The sequence below is a fragment of the Streptomyces adustus genome (genome assembly GCF_009377175.1).
Lineage (GTDB): Bacteria > Actinomycetota > Actinomycetes > Streptomycetales > Streptomycetaceae > Streptomyces > Streptomyces adustus.
In genome coordinates this window covers 48902-67102 of the sequence record NZ_VJZD01000013.1, presented here as the reverse complement: position 1 = coordinate 67102, position 18201 = coordinate 48902, and the positions used below count along the sequence as shown (strand labels likewise).

Here is an 18201-nt window from a genome sequence, read left to right as displayed (position 1 = left end):
TCCCGGGCAGGTCGTTGGTTGCCGGTGTGCTCCACGAGAAGTCGATTTCGTGTGACATCACGAGGAATGCCGCCGCTGCGATCACAGCGCATACGACGATGGCCACTCCTCCAAAGGCACTGCCCTTCGGACGCGAGGCTCGCGTTCCCGTCGGACGACTGTGTCTGACTGCCGTCTTCGGGGCGTTCCGAGTTCCGGCTGGCGGAGCCGTGGCACCGGGCAGGCCGGAGGTCTTTCGTTGCAGCGCGGCCTGCACGGCGACCTCGACCTCCGACTTCCTTGGCGGCTCGGTTACCAAAGGCACGGTCTGTCCGCTGCTGTCGGTCGCCGTAGCAGCTGCCTCGGCTGTGTCAGGAGCCTGCGCATTGAGCGCGGACGCAGGCTTCACCTTCTCCATGGCCGCGTCGGGGTGACGAACCCTGGTGGCGTCTGGTGCGGCGGTGGGTAGGGGGTCCTCGTGCTCACTGGTGGCAGCTTCGGGACGTACGACCGAGGAGGTCGGCTCGATGGGCAGGTCGGCCTCGGTGGGCCTGATGGTCGGGCGCTGGCTCTTCGCCACAGGCTTCTCCGCGGAAGCCTGCATGAAATCCGGTCCAGGATCGCCTACGGCGGCTGGCAGCCAAGTGGCTTTCCGAATGGTGACCGACGGAGCCGGAACCTGCTTGTTCTGCACGGACATGGGTCCTGCCTTGTCGTGTTCGTCAGCTCGATGGGCCTATAGGTCCCGCGCAGCGTTCCGGCCATGTGCCGGGGCCGGAGTCGATGCGGCCCGCGAGCGCCTGCTCAAGGCGGGCCAGCGCGGTGTCGTCGGCGTCCTCGAGAGTGCTTTCGCTGGTCGCGGTGTGCCTGTCGGGCAACTGGCGGAGCAGGATGAGCGGGTTGTCGCTCTCCGTGCGTACATCCAGCACCCGAAACTTCGTGCCCGGTACGAAGACGATCTCGTTTCCGCCCCCTTGCAGGGCGCGCACGCTGCGGCCCGTGATCGACCAGATCGCGTATGCCGCACCCGCTACGACAGTCGTCTCGAGAGAATCCAGCAGCAGACCGCTGACCGGCGCCGCGTCGGTCAGCAACTGACCGGGACGCGTACTGTCGGCCATGTCGATTCCGTTCGCTCCGCGAAGAACCACTCCGCGGTAAGGCGGCAACCACTGCAACCCCGATGCCAGACAAGCGGCAAACGGCAGCAGGCGTGTCTCGCCCGTTCGCAGCGGCAGGGTGAGCTCGTCGGACTGCTGGAGGTACATGCGGACGGCTACGAGATCGTCGTGGACGGCCTCGTTGTCCTGTCCCCATAGGCCAGGCAGAGCGGTCAGCGCCTGGGCCACGGCGGTGCTGTGCCGCTCCCATGCCGTGCCGGCAAACATGCGCAGGGCTTTCCGCTGCTCCGGATTGCTGAGATGACGTGGTCGCAGCTTCCGTGTGCCTGCCGCATGCTGCCGTACTTCGTCTGGGGGGAGCACCGCCGGCGTTGCTCGGGATGCCGGCAGCGCTGTCGGCAGAGGGCCGCGGAAGGGTGGTGCCACGACCGGGCCGGCGGTGCCGGCGTCGGCCACGGCGACCGGCGGCCTGGGAGACCTTGGTGGCGGCGAGTGCTGCGGTGTGGGTCGCGTAAACCGGATGACACGCAGGCCGTGCTCGGCTGCCAATGCGCGCAGCGCACGGCCGCCATCGGGCGTGGTGGCGTGAACGTGAAGTGTGGTGAGGGCCCGGAGGCCGGGGGACAACGTCGTGAGTAGGCGGGACAGTACCGGCCACAGCGTCGAAGTGAGCCGATCCCCGGCACGGCCGATATCGATGACAGGGCCGTCTCTGGTCACGGGGCGGCCGGTGTGCGGTATCGCGGAGCCGGGACCGCCAATCCACAAACCGGCCCTGGTGACCACCGCGTGCCATTCCGGAGACAGCGGGAGAAGTCCTTCGGGAGACCCGGCGTCCCCGCTTGGGGGTGCGCCGACCTCTCCGAGGGGCGTGAACCAGCGTGACAGCTGGGGTGGTTGAGGGCGTTCGTCCTCACCTGCGGGAGAGCAGATCACTGCGTCGACGAACGGCAGCCACTGGGGTGCCTGGTCGGCACCGAACAGTACCGACCGGACGCCGTAGCGGCCTGTTGGGCCATCGGCGGCGAACAACGGCAAACCTGTGGTGACTTCGACCTCGGTGTCCAATGCCGAGGCGAGCGACTGTGCCAGGCGCAGCAGATCTGATCTGCCTCCCGGGACAAGCCGTACGCTGGCGCGCGCCTCGGCGTGCAGAGGACGCAACAGCTCGACGATGTCCGAGACCGCGACGTCCTCTCCCCATGGGACGCCAACGATCACGGCAGGCCGCCTGGGGTCGACTGGAACGGCGTGGAACACGTCACCAGGTTGAGGGGGAACCGAATCCATGGGGCGGATCAGCAGCCCGGCCGGGATCTGGTCGACCACGCACCCTGCCACTGCCTTCGCGGAGATCTCGCGGAGGGCGGGCTGCCACCGCGGCGACGGCAGGCGTGGCCCGAGCGGAACCGGTTGCCGCCCTGGTTCAAAGCGGAACCATCCGCCGGTGCCAGGCGGGACGAACACCGAGCCCCCCGGCACCACGAGCGCCGCTCCGTCGGGAGCCTCGACCGTCAGATTCCACATCTCGGCGATCCGTCGGGCCGTGGCCGCCCGACCGGGCCGGTCATCGCCGGCACCCGCCATCACCAATCGTATGGAACGGATGCCGTCCTGCCGGACGGTGTCCAGAACCTCGCGGAGCTTCGTCCACAGAGCGTCGGCCATGGTGCGGTCCACGGCGGCGATGATGGTGGTCGTGCCGTCATGCGAGACCATGGCGCGGGACAAGTCGTTGATGTCGGCCGGGTCCAGGCTGTCGTCGGTGGGCAGGCGGAGCAGAAGAAGCCCGTCGTAGTCCTCGACGACTACACGCTGCGCACTGACGTCGGTCCCACCGGACCGACTCTGGGGCGACGCGGAACCGGCCTTGGCCCGCCGGGCGAACGCGCCGGTGAAACGGCTCATGCGGTGTTCCCTCTTCCGCCATCCGTGATCGCGTCAGGGCGAGGCCGGTCACGGCCGTCGATGTGGTACTCGCCGGTACTCCCGCCCGTGAAGGCGGATGTCCCGGACTGAATGGCACGACACAACAGGAACGGCCGTCCTGCGGCTCGCGAAGGATGTCTGACCGGGCGACGCCATTGCGGCACGCGACGCCTGGCGGTGCCGGAGAGTGACGGGAAGACTGACGCAGTCGCAGGTATTCCATTACCCGTGGCGGCATCGGCCACATTTCCGTCCGGCGGAGGGCACGTTCGTGGTGATGGCAAAGCGCCGCAAGGCGGCCGGGGATGAACCACTGCGGCCCATCGTCCTGCCGGTTCCGGATGTGGCGAACGGCCGTTTACGATCACGCCGAGCCGCCGATCCGGCTGAGGACGAGTGCCCGCTGCGGCATCCTCTGGCGTTGCGACCGGGGCCAAGATGTCAGTCATGCCGTTCCGTCCGACGTGATCGTATGGCATGCGGATTCTATGACGACGTTCAATGAGGCCCTGTCCGCGCCCTTGTTCGTCAGCTGTGAGCCTGCCGCCTGCGGCGCTCCGTTTTGTGGGGCGGTTGGCGACACTCCGTGGCCGGACGGGCATTCGGCGCACGGACTTCGCGCCAGCACCCGTGTAGTTCCTGACAGGCCGGCGTACGCGGTCATGCGCTCGCTCACGGTCTTGCTCACTGAATTGGAAGCGGCCCGGAACGTCCGTGCACAACCGGATGCGCCTGAACCGGTCTTGACGGCGACGGCGGCCTTCGGTTCACGGAGCGGGGATATCAGCGGAAGCGCCAACCGTGTGGGGGTGAGTCTTCCACTCGCCCGGGGAGACCGTCTGCGGCGTCTTCCCCAAAGGGCACAAGAACTGCACGTTCGCTCAGGCGGCATGCTGCGAAGCTGTCACAGCAGCGATGAAACAAGGCGCCGCGGCGTTCGCGTGTGAGATCGAGGCGGTGGGGTGCAGACCTCTGTCTGCCTCCGGGCCGCCGGGCAGAACGGGCCGGACGAGTGGGTCTTTGGTACCGCGATCCGAAGCCGTGATGTCCCACCGATACTGGTCTGACTTCGGCCGTCCCAGGGTACGGGCGATACTTATCCAGCGGATTTAATTGCTATATGCATATAGTGACAGTTTGGGCGCAGAGATGGAGCGGGCTGTTGTGGTTTCCATATGTCAGCCACATGCCGTGATTGAGTGAAGTGACGAGGTGTTGGGCTGCGAGGATGACCACAGTGAACGGGAAATCGGAGCTTACCCTGACTTCGAGTCTGGTGGTTTCGGGTATACGGCTCTCGCGAGCCCAAGGGAACCCTTGCGTGGCTAGATTTTGCAGGAACTTATCGGCAAGTTCGGTCAGTAGGATCTCGCGCCGATCGAGGTCGCGCTCGATCGGGTCGGGGGATTCAAGCGATTGTGTAAGCCGCCGTAGAACATCTCCGATTGGGTCACTCGGGCCTGAATTTATTTCGACGGTTGTGATCTCTTTGGAATCATCTTCCGCGTGTGCCAGGTGTGGCAAATTGATCATCCCTGAAGTAATGAAGCGACCTCAGTGTCCGGTCGATCCATGTCGATGGCGTTTTGAGCGATTAATTGACCCACGGGTATTCGGGGACGGAAGTCCCATTGACGCGTGTCTGCGGCCGCAGGGTGTCCTCCGAATCATCATGCACTTGTGTACCGATCCCAGAAGGATCTGTCCACTGTGAGACTCCAACGTGAGTGTCCCTGTAGTCCACCGATGCCAGGACGAGAACCGTCAGCTTCTTACGGCACCGTCCTGAGTTGGTGTGTGATAGGGGGTGAGGGCGTGGTGGAGTGGCGTGCGGTGGATCGCTCGGGTGCCGTCGGACACCAGACCGGCGGTGGCACTGCAGGTGGCGGGCAGCTTGTCTGGGCAGTGCCCTTGACGGTGTTCTGCTCCTTCTTGCTGGAGACGAACGCAGCGCCGTCCGCCGCGGCCTGGCCGGCGATGGGTCGGCGGACGTGGATTTCGGTGGCGTCCAGGCCTGGTTCGATGACTTGGGCCTGGGCGGGGCGCAGGCGAACACGTCGGCCGGTGCCTGTAGGCGCAGGCCAGGCCGGTCGAGGGCCGCGCAGCTCCGCTGAGCCGGCCAAGTACGTCTCCCTCCCCGACAGCGCCGCGGGTAAAGGGTGGACCGGCCGACGTCGAACAAGAAGGCAAGACAGCGTGCGGAAGGTCGTGCCGCAGGTGGACTCCGTGGCCGAAGACCGGTCGACGAGAACGAGCTGGCGCCGGGCGCGACCCGATGCACCACGACCGTCACAGCCGGATCTTGCCACCCACCAACAGAAACGCCTCACCCGCGGTTTCACACGCCGAAGGCGAGAGGAGGTGTCTGATGCGTCAGATGTCGAGGAGGTGCTCGTAGAAGCCGCCGAACGACCGGTCACTGTCGACGAGGTGAATCTCGAGAATCCAGTGGCAGGGGTGCCCTGCTGCATCGAGGCGACGCATCGGTCCGTCATTGCCGTGCGTCACGTAGCAGTCGATGTCGTCACCGTTGATGCGTTCGTGGGGGAACTCACCCACCAGGTGCCCGGCGTGGGAGGCGCCGTATGCCCAGCCCGCGTCGGTGATGAGCCCGAGGACGTGGTCGAACAGCTGCGAGCCAGTGATGTCAGGAGTCGCGTGGAAGTGGTTGCGGGCGGCTTCCCAAATCACAGGGAGGTCAGCGGCCAGGCGGTGCTTGACCGGGTCGTTGCCTAGCATCCAGGTGCGCCCGAAGTCGGCCTCCCAGGTCTTCACGCTCTGGGTGTCGATCACGGAGGCGGTCGGTTCGGGCTTGCGTCCGTCCTTGACGCGGGCCAGGCCGGTCAGGTCGTGGTTGAGCTGGGCGAGGATTCCTTCGTCGCGCCAGGCGGCGTAGTAGAAGTAGACGGTGCCGTGTCCCGGGAAGTCGTGCGGGAGGTACTTCCAGGGGATTCCAGTGCGGTTGATGTAAAGGAGTGCGTCGAATACGTCGTGTAAATTAACCTTGGCCGGCTGCCCCGTCGGCCGGCGTTCGAGGCGGGCCTTTCTCCAGGCTGTCAACGTCGGCTCGATCAGGGCCCATCGGGCGTCGGACAGGTCACTGGGGTACGGCTTGCGCTCGCTCACGCCGTAGCGTGATCACGAGGACGGCGGAGGGAAGGATTCCGCTCGAACTCGGGCGGGTCCAGGGCATTTTCAAATTAGACGGGTTTCCGGGTATGGAGCCGCGCGAGACGTTCAGCCGAGTGCTGGACCTTGCAGGGAACGAATAGCCCGCACGTGGTGAAGACGGCCAAAGCGGGGCATGTGTAAAACCCGCATACCGGAAGAACCCTATGTGAACGCCCACTCAGCAGGCGTGAACCTGCCGACCGGTGTGGTGCGAGTCCTCCTTGGCGATCTGCTCGACATGGGTGCGATCAAGGTGCGTGAGCGTGTGGAGCGTCCGAGCGTGCAGCTCATCAGAGAAGTACTCACCGGTTTGCGAGCCCTGTGAGCCGCATCATGCGTGCCAGGCGGCGCCGCTACCCGAACCCCTTCGGCTGAGAAATGGAACGGTCATGAGCAGAATCGTGCCCGAAGGCAAGACGACCCCGCTTGCCGCGGACGACCTGCCCCAAGCGGTCAAGATCCTCGTCGCGGGAGGATTCGGAACGGGCAAGACCACCCTTGTGTCAACGATCAGTGAAATAACCCCCTTCCACACCGAGGAAACCCTCACCCACTCGAGCATCGGGATCGACGACACGTCAGGGGTGGAGCTGAAGGGCACGACCACGGTCGCCATGGACTTCGGCCGCATCACCATCAACGACAGTCTCCACCTGTTTCTGTTCGGAACCCCGGGGCAGGATCGCTTCTGGTTCATGTGGGACGAGCTTTCCGCCCGAGCCCTGTGTGCCGTGGTGCTCGTCGACACTCGGCGGCTGACGGTGTCCTTCCCGTCCATCGACTACTTCGAGCGCCGCGGACTGCCGTTCGTGGTCGCCGTCAACTCGTTCGCGGGTTCTCGTGCGTACCCGGTCGAAACGGTGCGAGCCGCGCTCGACTTGAACAAGGACGTCCCTGTCCTCATCTGTGACGCACGCCAGCGCCGATCGGGTGAAGGAGCTACTGATCAACGCCTTGGAGCACGCGCTCGCCATTGAGGAACGCTCATCCTGAGCCAGGGGCGACGATGGCCGCCGGCCGTTCCCCGTGAGTACTTCGACCCTGTCTCGTGGCCGACACGACGGTCGACCGGTCTCTGTCTCAGCGGGGACGGTCGCCTGCGGTCGTGTGACGGCTGTCCGCGAAGTCCCCGTAACCGATCCGAGTAGGGTCACGTCCGTTCGGAACTCACCAACAGGGGCGTTCGCGGTCAGTTGGCACAAGCCGGGCGGCTGATGAACGTGCGGGCAAGTTCGAGTTTTGCACTCGAGGGCAATCTTCTGGCCCGGAAAGGCCTCATGCGTACTCGTGGCCTGAACAAGAGCTGCCGCCCATTAGCATCCTCATTCTGCGAACCATTTCTACGCCTGGACGGTTCGCCGTACCCACCCCGTATGGCCTCTCCGGCCGTTGGCGAGGGCCCAGCTTTTTTCCCTCCGGGGCCGAGGCGCCGAGCTTTCGGTCTCTGGTAACCAATTCAGGAAGGCGGACGTCATGGTGGCGACCGGCGATACGATTCCCAATTTCCAGGGCTCGGACGGCGTTCTGTACAACGCGACGCCCGCGGAGCTGAAGGACAAGGCCCTCGACATCCGCAACACCCAGGAGACCGTCCAGGGAGAACTCGGCAGGCTGAAGTCGTACGTCGTCGGCCTGGAGGCCGTGTGGGGAGGCATCGCCGCCAACACCTTCCAGGAGCTCATGCGGGAGTGGGACGCGCACGCGGCGCAGCTCCAGGAGGCCCTGCTGGGTATATCGACCGGCCTGGACACCACGGCGGACAACTACATTCAGGGCGAGCACGTGAACCTCATGAATCTCAACAGCGTGACCCTCCCGCCGGCCCGTTTGTCCTGACGCAGAGAACGCCAGTACGTCGCACGTAGCAACGACACTTCTCGTCGGAGGATCCGAGATGCCCGATATCGAAGGCACGCCCATCCACGTCGGCAGGGACCTGGAGGGGGCAGGCGATTACCTCAACGCCCAGGCGGCGCACATCATGGGCGAACTGCACGCCCTGAAGAGCCGGATCCAGTCGCTGATCGACACGTGGAACGCCCAGTCCGCGACCGACTACCAAATGCGCATGCACGAGTGGGACATGGCCGCTGTCGGCCTCTTCGGCAGCGAGCAGGAGGGCGGCGTGCTCGGTGAGATCGCCCACGCCCTGCGCGTGAACTGGGGCAACTACGTGGGGGCCGAGGAAGCCAACATCAGGACGTGGACGTCCTCGGCCTGACCCCGGCGGAGCAGACGAGTGCGCCCCCCCAGTCGACGTGTGAGAAGGAATACGCCCAGTGGAGAATGAACGCTGCCACGTGACCGTGGTGGGAGCCAGGCGGCGGGTGGACCTCGCGGTGCCCGTGGACGCGGCCATCGCCGAGTACACCCCGTCCCTGCTCACGCTCGTGGGACAGGTGGAGTTCGACGACACCTTCCCGCCGGTCTGGTCGCTCGCGCTGCCCGGCGCCCCGCCGTTCTCGCCGGAGACCTCCCTGCGGGAGTGCGGCATCGTGGACGGCGCGACCTTGTATCTGCGGGACGCGGCCGCGGGGGAATTCGACGAACCCGTGGTCACCGACCTCGAGGAGTCGGTCGAGCAGGCCGAGGGGGACCTCGCCGCCTGGGGTTGGCGACCGCGGGCCTACACGACCCTGGTGCTCGGTGTGCTGGGCCTCATCGCCGGTCTCGTGACACTGGCGTGGACGGGCGGGGAGACCGCCGTGCTGCCGGTGACCGGTGCCGTTGCGATGGTCATGGCCTTCTCGCTGGCGCTGCTGGCCTGGCATGCCACCCGCCAGGGCTGGTCCCTCCCGCTGGGCCTGCGGCTGATCCTGGCGCACTCGGCTGTTCCGCTGCTCGCGGTGGCGGCCGTCTCCCTGCCGGCGGCCACCAGGAGCACCTCGGCCGTGTTGACGGCGTTGAGCGTGGGGGCGTTGGTGGGGGCGTTCGCCGGCTTGCTGGCGCTCCGCCACGCGACGACGCTGATGGCGGTGGCGATCACCGGGCTCGGCCTGCTGTTGACGGTGTGCCTGAGCCTTGGTCACGCCTCGCTGCTGGAGGCATCGGCGGTGGTGGCGGTCGCCATGATGGGAGTGCTCGGCGCCGCGCCGAAGCTCGCGGGGCATTTCGCTGTGCTGGCGGGGACGCCTGGGGGCGTTGAGGGCTATGAGGACGAGGCGGATGTCCTGCATCTGGTGAAGCGAGGTCAGCGGCTGCTCATTGGGACGAACGTGCTGGGCTCTGCCGTTGCCGCCGCGTGCCTGGTGGTGCTGGGTATGGCGGACCATGTCTTCGCGGTGGCCCTGGCCAGCTGTCTCGGCCTCGCGCTCATCCTGCGCGCGGGACGGCTGACGATGGCGCTGGCGGTGGTGCCGATGGTGATCGCGGGGACGATCGGTCTCGCGACGACGCTGATCCACGCCCCGGGCGCCTTCGGGGCGCCCGGCTGGGCCGGCTCCGTCGCCCTGCTCGGCGCGGCGGTGATCGCGCTGGCGTTCGGCCTGGGCCGGGCCTTCCGCGCGGACGGTTCCGAGGAGAGGCCCTCCTGGATCGATCCGCTTGCAGGGTTCTTCCTGGTGGCCTCCGTGCCGCTCGCGGTGGGCGTCTTCGGCATGTACGCCTCGATGATGAACTCGGGGCAGACGCCGTGACAGCGGCGGCAAAGCGCGGTGTGCTGCGGGTGGCGGACCGCGGCTGGGGTACCTACCGCACCATCACGGCCGCGGTCCGGGCGGCCGGCGAGGGCGCGGTGATCCACGTCCAGCCGGGGGTCTACCGCGAGTCCCTGATCCTCGACATCGATGTCTCCGTCGTGGCGGAGAAGGGCCCGGGCACTGTGCGCATCGTGGCCGTGCAGGGCCCCGCGGTCAGTGTGAGCCGCGGGGCGCCCGTGCTGCGGGACGTGACGGTCGAGAGTGGTTCCGACCGGGGGCCGGTGGTGCTGGTCGCCGGAGGCACACCGGTGTTCGACCACTGCCAGGTGTCCGGCGGCCGTGTCGAGGTCATCCACGATGCCGCCGCCGAACTGCGGGCGTGCACCGTCGAGGACGCCTCCGACTCCGGAGTCCATGTCACGGGCACGGCCGCGGCGGTCGTCGAGGACTGCGTGATCCGGGAGTCAGCAGGCCACGGCCTGACGTTGAGCGACGCCGCCAGGGCGGAGGTCCGCCGCACCACGATCGAGCGGGTCGCCGGGTGCGGGGTGGTGATGGCGGGGGAGTCGTCGGGCACCTTCGACGACTGCACCGTCCGGCACGTCGGTGAGGCTGCGTTGCTGGTGCACGCCCTGGCGCGGCCCCTGTTGCGCGGGTGCCGGCTGCACGACGCGAAGGCCGAGGGGGTGCGTGTGGGCGACGCTCCCGGTTCCGGTCCGGCCACCTCGGCGACAGGCCGGGACGACGCGGTCGCGTCCGGTCATGACGAAGTCCGGGTTCGGTTGGAGAAGTGCGAGGTCTTCCGCACCGGCCGGGAAGGTGTGCTGGTGTCGGGGGCGGGCGACGTCCGGCTCCGGGACTGCCATGTGCGGGAGACGGGCGGAGCGGGCGTGATCGCCGCGGGTGCCGGCCGGGTGGAGATCGACGGGACACGGGTGGTCGACGTGCCCGGGACCGGCCTGGCCGCCGTGGAGAACGCCGAGTTGCACGTACGCGGTGGCACCGTGGCCCGTACCGGCGCCAACGGGGTGCACGCGACGGACGGGTGCACCGTCCGTCTCACCGAGTGCGAGATCTCGACCACGGCCTACACGGCCCTCCACTTCGGCGGGAGCGCCCGGGTGGAGCTGGCCTCCTGCACGGTGCGGGACAGCGCGCAGCACGCGGTGCGGGTGGAGGGCTCCGCGGAACTCACCGCCGAGGACACCCGGGTGGAGCGGGCGCAGATGACGGGCGTCGACGTCAAGGATGCCGACGTGGTGCTGCGCCGGTGCGTGATCGGCGAGACCGAGACCGGCATCAGGCTGGACACCCGGCACCGGCCGCTGCTGGAGGACTGTGAGGTCGTCCGGCCCGCCAGGACGGGCATCGAGATCGCGGCCGGCACGGGCGCCGTGGTGCTGGGCGGCCGGGTCGACGCCCCGGGGTCCGCCGGGGTCTTCCTCGACGAGCGCAGTGAGTCCTGGATCGAGGACCTGACCATCACCGATGCCAAGGGGAGCGGGCTGGTGATCTGGTCCGGCGCCAGGCCGCGGGTGCGGTCGGTGACCATCGCGGGCGCAGCGAAGAACGGCGTGTACGCGGGCGATGGCGCCGAAGGGCTGCTGGAGGACTGCTCGATCTCCGCCACCGGCTATCCCGCGGTGTACGTAGGGGCCAAGGCGGCGCCTGTGCTGCGCCGCTGCCTGGTGCACGACACGGATGAGGACCTGTCGCAGGCCGAGGACGCCGCGGCCAGCTTCGAGGAGTGCCGCACCAGCAATGTGAAGGTCGCCACGATGCCAGCGGCGGCCGAGGGCGAGATGATGCCGGTGGGGGCGCCGCGCGGCACAGCCGGGGGGCCGGCGGCCAAGAGGGCCCGAATGGAGCGGGTAGGCGAGGACCAGCTGCCCGAACTGCTGGCCGAGCTGGAGCGGCTGGTGGGCCTGGAGAGCGTCAAGCGCGAAGTGGCCTCCATGGCCAAGCTGATGCAGATGGTCAAGCGCCGTCAGGAGGCGGGTCTGCAGCCGCCGCCGCTGAGCCGCCACCTGATCTTCGCGGGCAACCCCGGGACCGGCAAGACGACGGTGGCCCGGTTGTACGGACGGCTCCTGGCCGCCCTCGGGCTGCTGGCCAGCGGGCATCTTGTGGAGGCCGACCGCAGCGCGCTGGTGGGCGAATACATGGGGCACACCGCTCCGAAGACCACCGCGGTCTTCCGGCAGGCGCTGGGCGGCGTGCTGTTCATCGACGAGGCGTACGCGCTGGTCCCGGCGGGGCAGAGCAGCGACTTCGGGCACGAGGCCATCTCCACCCTGGTGAAGCTGATGGAGGACCACCGGGACGACGTGGTGGTGATAGCCGCGGGCTATCCAGAGGACATGGAGCGCCTGATCGACTCCAACCCCGGTCTGGCGTCGCGTTTCACCCGCACCCTGCGCTTCGACGACTACACGTCGGCGGACCTGGTGCGGATCGTGGAGCACCAGGCGTCCCGGCACGAGTACCGGATCGGCGAGGACACGGCGGCGGCGCTGCTGACCCACTTCGACGCGATCGACCGGACGGAGCGCTTCGGCAACGGGCGCACCGCCCGCCAGGCCTTCCAGCAGATGACCGAGCAGCACGCCCTACGCGTGGCCGACCTGGCCGATCCCGGCGACGAGGCCCTGACGGTGCTGCTGCCGGCCGACGTGCCTGTGGTGGCGGTCCGATGACCCGGCCCCGCAGGCACGCCGGACTGGGCGTGGCAACCGGCTCACTTCTTGATGGTTCCCGGGGGGCCGGGGAAGCGCGAGTGCCGGTCGACCGTGGCGTAGGACTGGCCCGTGGCGTTGACCACCGCGATGTAATTGCCGAGCAGTTCGAGGGAGTTGCTCAGCAAGGCCAGAACCTTCTGCATCGCCGGGTTGATGTGCCGGGCGAACTCGTCACCGATGCCGGCGAGGATCTCGTCATCACGATGCATGGTGTCGCCCAACTGGGAGCCTCCTCCGCCGGTGCTGGGATCCACGTTTACCGACACCCCGCTGGGATGGGCGGGGCCCCAAAACTTGCCCTGCAGCACGGTGTTGACGCTTTGGCGCAGCGCCTCGTAGTGAGAGACGCCGATGCGGGCCTGTGTCAGCAGCGTGGTCTCGGTCGCCCGCACCGTGTCCGCGGCGAAGTAGAACGGCCCACTGTCGGCAAGGGTGGACGCGGAAGGCCCACCACCGGGCTGGGGGGTCTCGGTGTCGTTGAAGCTGGGCAGGCTGTTCCAGCCGACCGTCATGGTAGGGACGAGATAGCTGAAGTCCTTTCCCGCGTCGGGATCGTCGGGTTGCTGGGGATCGGCCATTTTCATCTCCTGAGTTCGCGTCTGGCGGTTGGGCAGGGGGTATTTCAGTCGGCAGCAGGCGCCAGTTTGTCATACCGGAATCGGTGGGCGGAAGCCCTGTTTCAAACATTCGATATTCCGACGGAGACCCGCGAAGCGCGGTCGTTCTGGCGAAAGGAGCGTTACCGTGGCAACGATGACCGTCGAAGAGTTTCGGGTCGCATTGGGCGACCTCGGCAGGGCTATCGGTGTAGTGCGGGGGGAGAGCGAGCACATATCGGGCTTGATCAACCAGATCCAAAGCCAGTTCGAAGCGGCTCACAGCTCCTGGAAGAGTCCGGCCGCATCCACACTGCACACGATTTCCGCTTGGTTCACGGACGCTTCTCGTGACCTGGAGAGCCTGTTGCAGGAGATGGCCCGGCGCATGCAGACCGCGTACGACAACTACGCCACGGCCGAGATCGCCAACACCCACAACTCCGGAGGCTGATCGTGCCCGAATACGGTGACTACGACATCGGTGTGCTGAGCATGGACCCGCAGGCGCTTGACGGGGTGGGCGATAAACTCATCGCACTCGCCGGCGAAATGGCTGACTCGATCATCCGGATTAACCACACCGTGAGCGGACTGTCGTTGGGATGGGTGGCCGAGAGCGCGGATGAGGCGCAAGCGTTCGGTGACCGCTGGAATCGCGTGATGGCGCAGATGTTCGGCGATGACGGCGTGCTTACTGCTCTGGCCGGGGGAATCAAGGCGGCTGCCATCGGAAGCAGCCAGGCGGAGGTCGCGCGGGAAGCCGCGTTCCGCTCATTTTCCGAGGCGCTCGCGTCCACGTCCGGGGGTGGCGGCGGGGGTCCCCAGGACCACACCGGACCCGAATTCCCTATCACTCAGGATTTCCCGAACTAAATGACCAGGATAGATTTCCACCGCCCCGCCAGGACGTTCCCGCCTGCGGTCCCGGAACAGCAGGTCTCGCTGGCGGCGCCGCCGCAGAAGGCCACGCAGAACCAGGCCCAGACCTGGCTGTACATGCTGTTGCCGCTGCTCAGCAGCGTCAGCATGGCCGCGTACATGTTCACCTTCGGCCGGCCGTGGATGATGGCGCTCGGCGTCGGCTTTGTCGTGATCTCCATCGGCGTCATGGTGATGGTCAGGGCGCAGACCAAGAACGCGAGTCGGCGCACGCAGTACCGCCAGCGCGACCGGTACGTCGAGTACCTCGCCGACATCCGGCGCCAGGCGCAGGAGTCGGCGACGGCCCAGCGGGCGGTCAGCGCCTTCGTGTACCCCGGCCCCCAGCGGCTGTGGGCGATCGCCACCACCGGACCGCGGCGGGTGTGGGAACGCCGGCCGGCCGACGCGGACTTCCTGAAGCTGCGGCTGGGGATCGGCCACGGCATGCCGGCGATGCGGATCGCCCTGGGCCGGCACAGCGACCCCATGACGGAGCACGACGCCGAGGCGCACCGGCGCGCCGAGAAGCTCACCCGGGACTTCGAGACCGTCAGTCTCCAGCCGGCCTGGGTCGATCTGGCGAACACCGGCGTCCTCAGCCTGCTCGGCCCCGAGGAGCGCACCGCCGAGCTCGCCGGATCCCTGCTGATGCAGTTGTCCGTGCTGCACGCCCCGGACGACGTCCGGGTCGCCGCCCTCACCTCGGGTGAGGACGGGGAGTACTCCTGGGCCTGGGTGAAGTGGCTGCCGCACGCCCGCCAGCCCGGTCGGGTGGGCCTCGTGCCCATGGTGGCGGAGAGCATGGACGGTATCGCCGACCTCCTGCAGTCGCAGGTCGACCGGATCCGCGAGGAACGCGCGGAGCGTGCCGCCTCCTTGGGCATGCGGCGGGAGGGCGGGGCGTCCCGCCACCTGGTGGTGGTCCTGGACGCGTTCCGGCCGGGAGCGGATTGGGCGCGTTCGCCGCTGGTGACCGACCTGCTGGCCGAGGCCGGCCCGGAGAGCGGCCTCCACGTCGTCTGCCTGGTCACCAAGGAGAGCGAGGAGCCCAGCCGGGTCGACGCGCGCGCCCGGGTGGACGCCGACGGCAACCTCAGCCTGGAGACCCGTCACCCCGGCCTGGTCCAGGTGGTCCAGGACGCTGTCGCCGACGCCTGTCCGCCGCAGCTCGGCGAGCAGGTGGCCAGGGCGCTTGCCCCGCTGAAGCTGACCGGCGAGCAGGAGCAGGTGCTTGCCCGCACCATCGCGCTGCCCGAGATGCTGGGCGTGACCGACCTCGGCGCGTTCGATCCCACCGACCTGTGGCGGGAGCCGGACGATGAGGCGCTGCTGCGGTTGCCGATCGGATTCACCGGCGATGGCGCGCCGCTGGTACTGGACCTGAAGGAATCCGCGATGGGCGGAATCGGCCCGCACGGCCTGGTGGTCGGCGCGACCGGTTCGGGCAAGAGCGAACTGCTGCGCACCCTCGTCACGGGGCTGACCATGACCCACGCCCCGGAGCACCTGGGCTTCGTCCTCATCGACTTCAAGGGCGGTGCCACCTTCGCCGGAGTGACCGAACTGCCCCACGTGGCCGGCCTGATCACCAACCTCGCCGACGACTTGGCGATGGTGGACCGGGTCCGCACGGCCCTACAGGGCGAGCAGCAGCGGCGGCAGCGGATGCTGCGCGAGGCCGGCAACGTGGACTCGGTCCGCGAGTACCAGATCCTGCAGGCGGCCGGCGGCACCGACGAGGACGGCAGGCCCTTGGAGCCGATGCCGTATCTGATGATCGTCGTTGACGAGTTTGGTGAACTCCTGGCCCAGAGATCCGACTTCATCGACCTCTTCGTCCAGATCGGACGGGTCGGCCGAAGCCTGGGCATGCATCTGCTGCTGGCAACGCAGCGGCTGGACGAGGGCCGTCTGCGCGGCCTGGAGTCGCACCTGTCGTACCGGATCTGCCTGCGCACCTTCAGCGCCCAAGAGAGCCGTGCCGTCATCGGGACGCCCGACGCCTACCGGCTCCCCTCGATCCCGGGCTCTGCTTACCTCAAGGTCGACGAGTCCGTCTACGAACGCTTCCGCGTCGCCCACATCTCCGGCGCATACGACGAGGACAACCGGCAAGAGCCGGTCGCCGGCCCACCACCGGTGCCTGTGCCGTTCGGTGTGCGCACCGCCGAGGACGCCGGGACCGAGGAGGCCGACGAGACCGAGCCGTCCGTGACACTCTCCCGTCCGCTGCCCGGCCAGCGCACCGAGATGCAGGTGGCCGTGGAGCGGGTGCGGGCCCACGGCACCCCCGTCCATCAGGTCTGGCTGCCACCACTGCCCACAGCCATCGAACTCGACTCGATGCTGGCCCCCCTCACCACCGACGACCAGCGCGGGTACCACTCCCGTCTGTGGCCGCAGGGCGGCAACCTCGCGTTCCCGGTCGGCGTCGTCGACCTGCCCAGCCGCCAGGAACAACGCGCCCTCCTCCTGGACATCTCAGGCCAGCAGGGCCACCTGATCCTGGTGGGCGCACCGCAGTCCGGCAAGAGCACCCTGCTGCGCTCCCTCATGACCAGCGCCATGCTCACCCACACCCCCGACGAGATCCAGTTCCTCGGCATCGACTTCGGCGGCGGCAGCCTCGTCGGCTTGGAACGGGCGCCGCACGTGTCCGGCGTCACCACCCGGCACGACGAGGCGCGCACCCGGCGCGCCCTGTCCGTCGTCCGGCAACTGATCGACGACCGAGAGCGGCTCTTCCAGGAGCTGCGGATCGACTCCGCCGCGGACTTCCGCCGGCTCCGCGACGAGAAGGCGCTGCCCGCCGGGGTCAACGCCGCCGACATCGTCCTCGTCATCGACAACTGGGCCGCGCTGCGGGCGGCCATGGAGGAGGCCGAACAGGTTGTGCCCGACATCGCGGTGCGTGGCCTCGGCGTCGGCGTCCACCTGGTGCTCACCGCGAACCGCTGGGCCGAGCTGCGGGCAAACCTCCGCGACACCATCACCGGCCGTCTGGAGCTGCGCTTGGCCGAGCCCGCCGAGTCGGAGATCTCACGGCCGCTGGCCAGGCAACTGCGCGCGTTCGTACCCGGCCGCGGTCTGGTGGCTCCGGGCAGCGTCTTCCACGCCGCTCTGCCGCGCCTGGACGGCACATCGTCCACCGACAACCTGACCAAGGCCCAGGAGGCCGTGGTGGACGAGCTGGTCGCGGGCTGGAAGGGCGCCGTCGCCCCGCCGCTGCGCGTGCTCGCCGAAGTGGTCACCCCCCAGGAGCTGGAGCAGGCCTGTGCGGCCCTCCCCGGCGGGGCGGCCGCGCTGCCCGAGGGCGCCGTGCCCATCGGCATCAGGGACTTCGACTTGACTCCGGCGACCCTCGACCTGGACGCCGACGGGCCGCACTTCCTGGTGTACGGCGACCCGGGTTCTGGCAAGACCTCGTTCCTGCGGTCATGGATGCGCGCCATGGCCGCCCGCCGGTCGGCCTGGGACCTGCGTTTCATCGTCGTCGACTACCGGCGCGGACTGCTGGGCGCGGTGCCCGGGGACTACGTCGGCGCGGCGGCCGGGGACGCGGACTCCGCCGCCGTCTACATGGAACAGGTCGTGGACAAACTCAAGGAGCGGATGCCGCCCCCGGACATCACTCCGCACGAGCTGAAGCAGCGCGACTGGTGGGACGGCCCCGAGCTGTACCTGGTCGTGGACGACTACGACCTGGTGGCCGGGGGCGGAACGACCGGACGCGGGCCCCTGGCGGCGGTGGGGGACTACCTCACCCACGCCGCCGAGATCGGCTTCCATGTGGTGCTCGCGCGCAGAAACGGCGGGATGAGCCGCTCGCTCGCTGACCCGGTGGCCGGCCGGATCCGCGAACTGGGTTCCGGCGGACTGCTCCTGTCCGGCGACCCCCGTGAGGGCGCGGTGCTGGCGGACCAGCGCGCGCGGCGCCTGCCCCCTGGCCGCGGCGTTCTCGTCTCCCGCCGCAGCGGCGGCTCCCTCGTCCAGACCGTCCACGACCCCGGGGACGGATAGGGGCACCACCCCCTCCGAGATCCGTCCCCTCTCTCCTCCCGTATGACGCCCACCCGATGACCTGTGGGCGGCCGCTACCTGCAGC

At 68.3% G+C, this 18201-nt stretch carries 11 protein-coding genes and 1 pseudogene; 9 read left to right on the top strand and 3 right to left on the bottom strand.

Going from position 1 to position 18201, the window contains the following annotated elements:
* Positions 1 to 701 precede the first annotated feature (701 nt).
* Both FNH09_RS05375 and FNH09_RS50035 read right to left on the bottom strand, forming a co-directional pair.
* Positions 702 to 3008, bottom strand: a complete 2307-nt coding sequence (locus FNH09_RS05375) for a hypothetical protein (RefSeq protein WP_152885577.1) — start codon at positions 3006 to 3008, stop codon at positions 702 to 704.
* A 2394-nt stretch (positions 3009 to 5402) separates the two neighbouring features.
* Positions 5403 to 6155, bottom strand: a complete 753-nt coding sequence (locus FNH09_RS50035; protein WP_420802740.1) for a transposase — start codon at positions 6153 to 6155, stop codon at positions 5403 to 5405.
* Between the two features lie 232 nt (positions 6156 to 6387).
* Between FNH09_RS50035 and FNH09_RS05365 the strand changes: the two genes are divergently transcribed.
* From FNH09_RS05365 to FNH09_RS05340, 6 genes and pseudogenes are all read left to right on the top strand, one after another.
* Entirely contained in the window at positions 6388 to 6525 is a 138-nt protein-coding gene (locus FNH09_RS05365; protein WP_338017474.1) for a DUF742 domain-containing protein, read from the top strand.
* Between the two features lie 64 nt (positions 6526 to 6589).
* Positions 6590 to 7193 (top strand): annotated as a pseudogene (locus FNH09_RS05360) (GTP-binding protein).
* Positions 7194 to 7673: 480 nt separating this feature from the next.
* A complete protein-coding gene (locus tag FNH09_RS05355; RefSeq protein WP_152885574.1) occupies positions 7674 to 8036 on the top strand; it encodes a WXG100 family type VII secretion target in 363 nt (120 codons plus the stop codon).
* A gap of 58 nt (positions 8037 to 8094) precedes the next feature.
* Positions 8095 to 8421: a WXG100 family type VII secretion target gene (locus tag FNH09_RS05350; RefSeq protein WP_152885573.1), complete on the top strand. Its 327-nt coding sequence runs from the start codon at positions 8095 to 8097 to the stop codon at positions 8419 to 8421.
* Between the two features lie 58 nt (positions 8422 to 8479).
* Entirely contained in the window at positions 8480 to 9835 is a 1356-nt protein-coding gene (gene eccD / locus FNH09_RS05345) for a type VII secretion integral membrane protein EccD (RefSeq protein ID WP_152885572.1), read from the top strand.
* A complete protein-coding gene (locus FNH09_RS05340) occupies positions 9832 to 12534 on the top strand; it encodes a right-handed parallel beta-helix repeat-containing protein (protein ID WP_162468148.1) in 2703 nt (900 codons plus the stop codon). Before eccD ends, FNH09_RS05340 begins: the two co-directional genes overlap by 4 nt.
* Before the next feature lie 41 nt (positions 12535 to 12575).
* Here the strand turns inward: FNH09_RS05340 and FNH09_RS05335 are convergent, their stop codons facing one another.
* Positions 12576 to 13154 (bottom strand): hypothetical protein, encoded by a 579-nt coding sequence (locus FNH09_RS05335; protein WP_152885571.1) that lies wholly within the window; start codon positions 13152 to 13154, stop codon positions 12576 to 12578.
* Positions 13155 to 13329: 175 nt separating this feature from the next.
* On the opposite strand from FNH09_RS05335, the gene FNH09_RS05330 reads away from it, so the two are divergent.
* The 3 genes from FNH09_RS05330 to eccCa are packed head-to-tail and all read left to right on the top strand — an operon-like array spanning position 13330 to position 18116.
* On the top strand, positions 13330 to 13626 hold the full coding sequence (locus FNH09_RS05330) for a WXG100 family type VII secretion target (protein ID WP_238426472.1): 297 nt from the start codon (positions 13330 to 13332) through the stop codon (positions 13624 to 13626).
* 2 nt (positions 13627 to 13628) lie between these two features.
* A complete protein-coding gene (locus FNH09_RS05325; protein ID WP_152885569.1) occupies positions 13629 to 14048 on the top strand; it encodes a WXG100 family type VII secretion target in 420 nt (139 codons plus the stop codon).
* Positions 14049 to 18116, top strand: a complete 4068-nt coding sequence (gene eccCa, locus FNH09_RS05320) for a type VII secretion protein EccCa (protein WP_152885568.1) — start codon at positions 14049 to 14051, stop codon at positions 18114 to 18116. It begins immediately after the preceding gene.
* The last annotated feature ends 85 nt before the right edge of the window (positions 18117 to 18201 follow it).

What these genes read in the sequence shown, in the direction of transcription:
- FNH09_RS05375 (WP_152885577.1), bottom strand. Translation starts at nt 3,008, where the DNA reads ATGAGCCGTTTCACCGGCGCGTTCGCCCGGCGGGCCAAGGCCGGTTCC.
- FNH09_RS05355 (WP_152885574.1), top strand. Translation starts at nt 7,674, where the DNA reads ATGGTGGCGACCGGCGATACGATTCCCAATTTCCAGGGCTCGGACGGC.
- FNH09_RS05350 (WP_152885573.1), top strand. Translation starts at nt 8,095, where the DNA reads ATGCCCGATATCGAAGGCACGCCCATCCACGTCGGCAGGGACCTGGAG.
- FNH09_RS05335 (WP_152885571.1), bottom strand. Translation starts at nt 13,154, where the DNA reads ATGGCCGATCCCCAGCAACCCGACGATCCCGACGCGGGAAAGGACTTC.
- FNH09_RS05330 (WP_238426472.1), top strand. Translation starts at nt 13,330, where the DNA reads ATGACCGTCGAAGAGTTTCGGGTCGCATTGGGCGACCTCGGCAGGGCT.
- eccCa (WP_152885568.1), top strand. Translation starts at nt 14,049, where the DNA reads ATGACCAGGATAGATTTCCACCGCCCCGCCAGGACGTTCCCGCCTGCG.